The organism is Saccharothrix sp. CCNWYY140 (assembly GCF_037401995.1).
Classification (GTDB): domain Bacteria; phylum Actinomycetota; class Actinomycetes; order Mycobacteriales; family Pseudonocardiaceae; genus Actinosynnema.
In genome coordinates this window covers 1-7606 of the sequence record NZ_JBBEGC010000210.1, presented here as the reverse complement: position 1 = coordinate 7606, position 7606 = coordinate 1, and the positions used below count along the sequence as shown (strand labels likewise).

7 protein-coding genes are annotated in these 7606 nt (G+C 68.7%); 3 read left to right on the top strand and 4 right to left on the bottom strand.

Annotated elements, in window-relative coordinates; translation table 11 throughout:
- Window positions 1–199: 199 nt before the first annotated feature.
- Window positions 200–1384, bottom strand: coding sequence for a lipopolysaccharide biosynthesis protein (locus tag WBN91_RS38295; protein WP_337729200.1), 1185 nt, complete (start codon window positions 1382–1384; stop codon window positions 200–202).
- Between the two features lie 68 nt (window positions 1385–1452).
- On the opposite strand from WBN91_RS38295, the gene WBN91_RS38290 reads away from it, so the two are divergent.
- From WBN91_RS38290 to WBN91_RS38280, 3 genes are read left to right on the top strand one after another with little or no spacing between them, the layout of a single operon-like run.
- Window positions 1453–3084 (top strand): hypothetical protein, encoded by a 1632-nt coding sequence (locus tag WBN91_RS38290; protein ID WP_337729201.1) that lies wholly within the window; start codon window positions 1453–1455, stop codon window positions 3082–3084.
- A gap of 3 nt (window positions 3085–3087) precedes the next feature.
- A complete protein-coding gene (locus WBN91_RS38285) occupies window positions 3088–3261 on the top strand; it encodes a hypothetical protein (protein WP_170199729.1) in 174 nt (57 codons plus the stop codon).
- 2 nt (window positions 3262–3263) lie between these two features.
- Entirely contained in the window at window positions 3264–3989 is a 726-nt protein-coding gene (locus tag WBN91_RS38280) for a class I SAM-dependent methyltransferase (protein WP_337729202.1), read from the top strand.
- Between the two features lie 39 nt (window positions 3990–4028).
- Here the strand turns inward: WBN91_RS38280 and WBN91_RS38275 are convergent, their stop codons facing one another.
- The 3 genes from WBN91_RS38275 to WBN91_RS38265 form a co-directional block, all read right to left on the bottom strand.
- Window positions 4029–5057, bottom strand: a complete 1029-nt coding sequence (locus WBN91_RS38275) for a DUF3068 domain-containing protein (RefSeq protein WP_337729203.1) — start codon at window positions 5055–5057, stop codon at window positions 4029–4031.
- A 17-nt stretch (window positions 5058–5074) separates the two neighbouring features.
- Window positions 5075–6382 (bottom strand): glycosyltransferase family 4 protein, encoded by a 1308-nt coding sequence (locus tag WBN91_RS38270; RefSeq protein ID WP_337729441.1) that lies wholly within the window; start codon window positions 6380–6382, stop codon window positions 5075–5077.
- 68 nt (window positions 6383–6450) lie between these two features.
- A complete protein-coding gene (locus tag WBN91_RS38265; protein ID WP_337729205.1) occupies window positions 6451–7206 on the bottom strand; it encodes a dolichyl-phosphate beta-glucosyltransferase in 756 nt (251 codons plus the stop codon).
- Window positions 7207–7606 lie beyond the last annotated feature (400 nt).

Below are 7606 nucleotides of genomic sequence, written 5' to 3'. Positions count from 1 at the left end.
TATGGCCTGGCAAAGCCAACCACACTTTCCAGGGGTTGCCGCTAAAAATTTTGCTCGTCCCTCACAAAATTTTCGGCCGCAACCCCTGGAAAGTGCGGTAGCCCTTCGGGCAGGCCATACGGGGATGACGGAAAAGCCCAGGAGGGAGGTTTGCTGCGCTAGCCCAAAGGAAAAGCGCGCGCTCTTTGGGTGGGAGGCGCTAAGGGCGGCGGGCTCGGGTTTCTGCCAGGGCGCCGGAGATCACCAAGAACGCGGTGGCTATGGCGGCTGCTGTTACGGTTTGAGTTGGGGAGTCGTTGAGCCACAGCATGACCAGGGTTGTCTCTACCGCCACTGCCAGCCAGACCAGCAGGGTTGCCTTTCGGTCCCTGCCTGCGATTCGGGCGTACAAGAGCAGCTGCGCCAACGCCAGCAGGGTTCCGGTCAGGGCGAATATCCACAGCGGCAGTGCGCTGTCCACATAGGACTTCCCGCCGATCAACCTGGTTGCTGTGGGGCCGAACACGGCAGCTCCGAGGACTACCGCGCTGTCCAGTGCGGCGCACACGAGGAGGGCGGTTCGGAGTGCTTGGCCGCTGCCCTCCTGGCGGGCCAGTCTGGGCAGCAAGGTCACTGCGATTGCGTGTGGGAGCCAGTAGGCGATCTTTGTCAGGACCGCGCCTACCGCGTATTCGCCGGATTCGGTGGCGGGCAAGACGTGTCGGGCCAGCAGCAAGTCCAAGTTCACCAGGACCACTACGGCGAGCAAGGCCTGGCCGGCGTGCAGCACCTCTCGGACGTCCGCCCTGGCGAAACGGGACGGTCCTGGGCGTCCGCAGGTCAGCCAGCCGATGGTCGTGGAGGCCACCGTTCCGAGGGCTGCGCCTGCGAGGGTGCCGGTGGTGGTTCCTGTCCATGCCAGTGCGGTCAGGGCTCCGCCTACTCGGCCCACGGCCTCCAGGGCGACCAGCGCGCCGAAGAGTGCGTATCGTCGGTCGCCCTGGAGCAAGCCGTGCCACAGGCCGTTCAACGTCAGAGGGCCTACGCACAGTGCGAGCCACACGACGGCACCGATGTCCGGCACGCGCAGCAGCGGCACGGCGATCGGTACGGCCAGAGCGGCCACGGCCGTTACGGCGGCGGCGACTGCCAGGCCCAAGCCCACGACCGGACGTCGAGAACGGTCCGGGTCTGCGGCGATCTTGAGGGCCACATGGGTTTGCAAGCCCATCGCTGGGACGGCACCGACCAGGAGGACAGCCAGCAGAGCGCCCAGTTCGCCGAATGCGGCCGGGTTCAGCACCCTCGCTGCTACCACGGTGAGCACGTAGCCCGAAGCGTTGGCGGTCATCACGCCGGCGGTGATGGCGAGGGTTTGGCCGCGGGCGGGCGAGCTGACGGCCACGGCGGACCTCCGGGGTCAGCGAACGGTGAGGTTTGCACTGTAGCCGCGACTGGGGGTGGTGAGAACCCTTGACACAGCGGCTGATTCTTCCCTTGTGGTCTGTGGTGCTTGCGCTGGCCGTCCTGTTTCCCTTGCTGGGGCCGGGGTTTGTGCTGTCCTACGACATGGTGTTCGCGCCTCAGCAGAGCCTTTTGCCGGACAGTCTTGGGATGGGCACCACGCCTCCGCGGTCGGTGCCGGCCGATGCCGTGGTGGCACTGCTCACATCCGTCCTGCCGGGCGATGTGGTGCAGAAACTCCTGCTGGTAACGGCTTTGGTCCTCGGGCCGTGGGGGGCGGGGAGGCTGGTGCCGACCCAGTTGACCAGTACTCGGTTGGTTGCGGCGACGGTGTACGGGTGGACGCCTTACGTCGCTGAGCGGCTGTTCATGGGCCATTGGCCTTATCTGCTGGCCTATGCGTGTCTGCCGTGGGTGGCGGCGGCTGGGTTGGCGGTGCGGAGTGGGGAGCGGAAGTCGTTGGCGCGGCTGGTGTTGTGGGTGGCGCCTGCCGTGTTGACGCCGACCGGTGGGCTGCTCGCCGTTGGTACTGCGCTGGCTGCGGCCGGGTGGCGGAAGGCGCATGTGGTGACGCCGGCGCTGTTGGTGCTCAACTTGCCTTGGCTGGTGCCTTCCTTGCTCCGCTCGGGTGCTGTGCTCTCTGCGCCGGAGGCCGTGGAGCTGTTCGCTGCCAAGGGGGAGAACTGGGCGGGCGCGGTGGTGGCCGTGTTGGGGTTGGGTGGGTTTTGGAACGCTGATGTGGTGCCGGCTAGTCGCGGCCTTCCGCTGGTTCCGGTGTTGACGCTGGCCGTGGCGGCGGCTGCCCTGGTGAGTTTTCCTGCCCTGGTTCGTCGAACGGGTGGGCTGGTGGCGTTGGGTGGGGTGGGGCTGGGCTTCGCCTTGCTCGCGCACTTGCCGTTCGGGGAAGTGCTGCTGGAGTGGGCGGTCAGTACCGTTCCTGGTGCGGCGTTGTTGCGGGATGCGCAGAAGTGGGTTGCGTGGTGGGCGCTTCCGCTGGCGCTCGGGTTCGCGCTCACGGTGGAAGCGGTGGGCCGGCGTGGGCGGGTGATACCTGCGGTGGCCATCGCGTTGCCGCTGGTCACGATGCCGGATCTGGCCTGGGCGGGGTGGGGGCGGCTTGACACCGTGCAGTACCCCGCCGACTGGGCTGTGGTGCGTGAAGTGTTGGCTTCTGACCCGCATCCCGGTGATGTGCTCGCCTTGCCGTTGGGGGCGTTCCGCCGCTTCGAGTGGAACGGGAACCGCACGCAGCTCGACCCCGCGCCCCGCGTGCTGCCGCGCACGACGGTCGTGGACGACACGGTGTACGTCGACGGGATTCCGGTGCCGGGTGAGGACACTCGACTACCTGAGGTTCGGGACGCCTTGCGAGATAAAGATCTTGGGCGGGTCGGCATCGGCTGGGTCCTGGTCGAGCACGGCACACCCGGCGAAGTGGCCGACACCGACGATCTGACCGAGGTTTTCCGCGGTCCCTGGCTGACGCTCTACCGCGTGCCCGGGGACATCGTGGCCACCGTGCCGACGTCCACCGCGCCCATCTTGGCGGGAAACCTTGCGGCGCTGGCACTTTTGGCCGGATGTGTGTTGTGGCAACGGTTACCGACCGGTAGATTGTGGTTCCACCGATGCGAGGAGTGACTCGTGGGCAAGATCGTCGCAGCAGTCGTCGTGATCCTGGCGGGCATCGCCCTGGCGACCGGCGGCACCGTGGCGCTGGTCGGCGTCGCGAACCCCGACCGGAGCATCGACCTTGACCACGCGCCGGCCGCGAACGGCGCGGGTGGCGTGGTCGACTACGGCACCACCAAGCGCTAGGCGTGCACACCGCGACGTTGGGCCGGTCGGTCAAGCTGTTCCGCGCGTTCCGCAACGAGCAGACCGACCGGGACACGTTCTACCGGACGCTCGCGCAGGACTCGGCGGACCAGGTCGAGTCGTTCACCCCGTTGTCCGGCAAGGTTTTGCTGGACGTAGGAGGCGGACCGGGCTACTTCTCGGAGGCCTTCCGCGCCAAAGGTGCCCGGTACGTGGGGCTGGACCCCGACGTGGGTGAGCTGTCGGCGCGCGGCACCCCGGGCCAGGACATGGTGCGCGCCAGCGGGACCAACCTCCCGGTGCGCACGGGATCCGTGGACGTCTGCTACTCGTCCAACGTGCTGGAGCACGTCTCGCAGCCGCACGACATGCTGTCCGAGATGGTCCGCGTGACCAAGCCCGGCGGGACGGTGTTCCTGTCCTTCACGCCGTGGCTCTCACCGTGGGGCGGTCACGAAACCTCGCCGTGGCACTACCTCGGCGGCCACTACGCCGCCCGCCGCTTCGCCGCGAAGACCGGCGCGGAACCCAAGAACCGCTTCGGCACCAGCCTGTTCGCGTTCTCCTTCGGTGCGGCCCTCGCCTGGGCCAGGCAGCGGGAGGACGCCACCCTGGTCCGCGCGTTCCCCCGCTACCACCCGTCGTGGGCGAGCTGGGTCGCGCACGTCCCGGGCCTGCGTGAAGTCGCGAGCTGGAACGCCGTTCTGGTGCTGCGCAAGGAGTCCTGAAAGGGGGCGGGACGGCGAAGGTCCCGCCCCCTCGTCGGGTCAGACCCCGACGGGTTGCTGCACGCGGGTCGCCGCGCCGCCGCCGTTGCGCATGTGCCGTCCGGGCCTGTCGGTCGCCAGCAACACCAACGACACCGCGATCAGCACACCGCCCACGACGTAGAGCACGGTCGGCAACGTCGTGATGACGAACAGCTTGCCCAGGTTCTCCTCGGATTCCTTGACGTTCGCCGTCACGGTCTCCTCGGTCATCTTCAGCGTCCCCTCGAACACCGTGGTCGCGGGACCGGTGGCGGGGCGCAGCTCCTGCTTGACCTGCTCGCTGCCGTTGACCACCTTGCCGGTCACCGGCTCGACCCAGAACGTCCGCACCACCTCGTAGTGCAGCGCGGCCTTGACCGTGGGCACGCCGGGCTGCCCGACCAGCGACCCGGGCACCTCCCGTTCGTCGACCTTGGTGGACGGGATCTCCTGCACGAACTTGTACACCGGCAGGTCCTTGACGGTCTCCTCGCCGACGTACCGGGCGTCGCGCGCCTGCCGCACGGTCCCGTCGTACCACCGGTAGGTCTGCTTCTCCGTGCCGAACGGGAACTTGAAGCTCAGCCCCGGCTGCTGCGCCTCACCGCGGTCGGCCTTGACCCGCTTGCCGGTCTCCTTCTCGTAGTACTGGTTCTCGCACGGCGTCACCATCTCGCCGCTGTGCCGGTCCAGGCACAGGGAACGCACGCCGGCGTTCACCGTCAGACCGTCCTTGTCGGACACCAGCTTGGACGCCTCGACCCACACGGTGACGTCGCCGTCGCGGGCGACCTCCTCCGCCTTCAGGTCGCCGGTGACCTTCCGGGTCGACGTGAGGCTGAGGTCCCGCCGGATCTCGGGCACGGCCCGGTCCCCCTGCGGCACGTACACGAGCGCGGTGATGCGGTCGCCCTTGGCCACCGACATGGTGTCGATGTCGTGCGGCGCCCTGGCGAGCTTCGGGTACGCGTACACGCTCAGCATCAAGCCGGCGACCACGGCGAACACCCCCAGGCCCAGCAGGGCGAAGGTGACGTAGCGACGCAACTGTCCTCCTCCAACGTTCACGGCCGACGCGGCGGCCGAGGTCTGGTTCCGGCGACGTGGTCCACCACGACCCCGTGCAGCCGTTCGGCGGCGCTCGCCGCGCGCACGGCGACGTCCCGTGCACCCGCGGCGCGCAGCGCCACCAGCAGGTCCGCGGGCCGGCACTGCTCTACCAGCGCCCACCCGTCACCCACGCGCGCACCCGGCCACCGCAAGGGCGGTGTCGGTCCGGGCGCGAAGGTCGCGACGGTCGCTTCGGGCATCCCGGGCAGCCAGCCGCCGGTCTCCGCACCGGACAGCAGGTCGGCGGCCAGCGCGGTGAAGCGGGCGCCCGAGTCGTCCCAGGAGAACCGGGAAGCCCAGGCGCGGCACCGGTCCGCGACCTCGGCGGCGTAGGCCGGGTCGACCAGGTCTTTGAGCACACCGTGCAGCGCTTCGGTGACGTCCTCGCCGACCGGCACGAGCCAGCCGGTCTCGCCCTGCCGCACCGAGTCGCGCAGGCCGTCGACGTCGTGGCACAACGTGGGCACACCGTGCCCGGCGGCCTCCACGACCGCCAGGCCCCACCCTTCGCCGTCGGACAGCGTCACATTGATCCAGGACGCCGCCAGCAGCGCGGACTTCTCCGCCTCGGGCACATGCCCGTGCACCACCACGGCCCCGCCACAGCGCCGCGCCCGTTCCCTCAGCGCGCTTTCTTCCGGCCCACCACCGACAACATGCAACCGCAGACCCGGCACCCGCGACCGCAACGCGTCCACGGCATCGATCAACCGGTCCACCCGCTTCTGCGGCACCAGCCGCCCCAGACAGACCACCGTAGCCTCAGCCGCGCGACCGGGAAGATCGTGCGGGACAGGGGAAGAGCCGTTGGGGACCACGTGGACCGCACCTCGCCAGCGCAGCCGGGACCGCATGGCGTCCACAGTGGACGTCGATACGGCCACCGTCGCCGCCGACCGATAGACCCGCCGTGCCGCCGGCCCTTCCAGCCACTGACCGATCGCCGCCAGCCACGGCGGGAAGTGCACCTTGAACTGGCCGTCGTGGACGTGGTGCAACACCTGCACGACCCGCGCGCGCCGACCGACCGCGAGCGGGCTGAAGAACGGAATCCCGTTCTGGCAGTCCACAACGAGATCAATACGCCGCCGATTCACCCACAACCACAGCAACGCCCACGGGTAGACCGTCCACCGCCCACCCCGCCGCACAGTCCGGAACACACCCGACTCGGACGCAGCCTGACCACGATCCCGAGCGGTCAGAAACGTGACCGACGCACCAGCTCGCACAAACGCCTCGGCAATGCGCACCGCGTACACCTCGGCCCCGCCCGCAGCGGAATGCCCCAGGTCACGCCAGTTCACCACCACCACCCGCGCGCCGCGCACTACGCCGCCTCCGCGACCGGCACCGGCCGCCACACCGGACGCACCTCACCGTCCAGCACCGCCCGAACCCGCCGCAGATCGGTGAAGCTGCGCACCCCATGCCGCAACGGCGCGAACGTCGAGCCCGGCACATCGATCCACCGCACCGGCACCTCTTCGATCACAGCCCCAAGCCGCTGAGCCCGCGCCAACACCTCCACGTCAAAGCTGAACCCAGTGGTCCGCAACGGCTCGAACACCGCCCGCGCCACCTCAGCGGTGAAGAACTTGAAGCCACACTGGGTGTCCCCGATCCCAGGCACGATCGGCGCCACAGCACGCCGAAACGCCCAAGCCCCAACCTGCCGAACCACGCTGTGCCGAGCCTTCACATCCGACCGAGGATGCGCCCGCGACCCAACAACAACATCAACCCCGCCCCGCAACCGCCGCAACACCCCCGGCACCGCATCCACCCCAGCGGCAAGGTCGGCATCACAAAACCCCACAAACCGCCCCCGCGCCGCCAACACCCCAGCCCGAACAGCGGCCCCTTTGCCACGATCCGGACAGTGCACAAGCCGCACAGCCCCAGCGGCCCCCAAGTGCTCCCGAACGACGTCGACAGTCCCATCGGTGCTCGCGTTGTCCACCACAACGATCTCCGCCGCCGTCCCGGCCAACACCATGCCCAACCCGAGCAGACTCGCGCCCAGTCGCCGTTCCTCGTTGTAGACGGGGACCACGACGGTCAGTTCGACGCCCAGATGGCGCATCGGCTCGCTCCTCAACGCTGAGACGCAGGTCACACCGCCCGAAAGTTACTCAACGGTAAAACCGACGAGTCACCGACAAAATGTGATCGGGGCCACACCCCAACCCCGGCACCCCCTGCGAGGCACGTCACAGGCCGTTCAGTCGCACTCAGATACGTGCAAACGGTCCAACAGGACAACCAACATTGTCCCCAGGGATAAACACCACCCCCACCTTTACGCACCCCCGCACAGCCCCACCCCAGGACACAGCGGACACAGCGGGCACAGCCGGTGTTGATCCACACGCAGCTCGTCACCCCCACCCAACCGCACGCGCGCCAGGCTTTTCACGAAGCTGCCGCACGGCACACCTCTGCCTGGGCTTCTTGCTTGTGTCATCCCCGTATGGCCTGCCCGA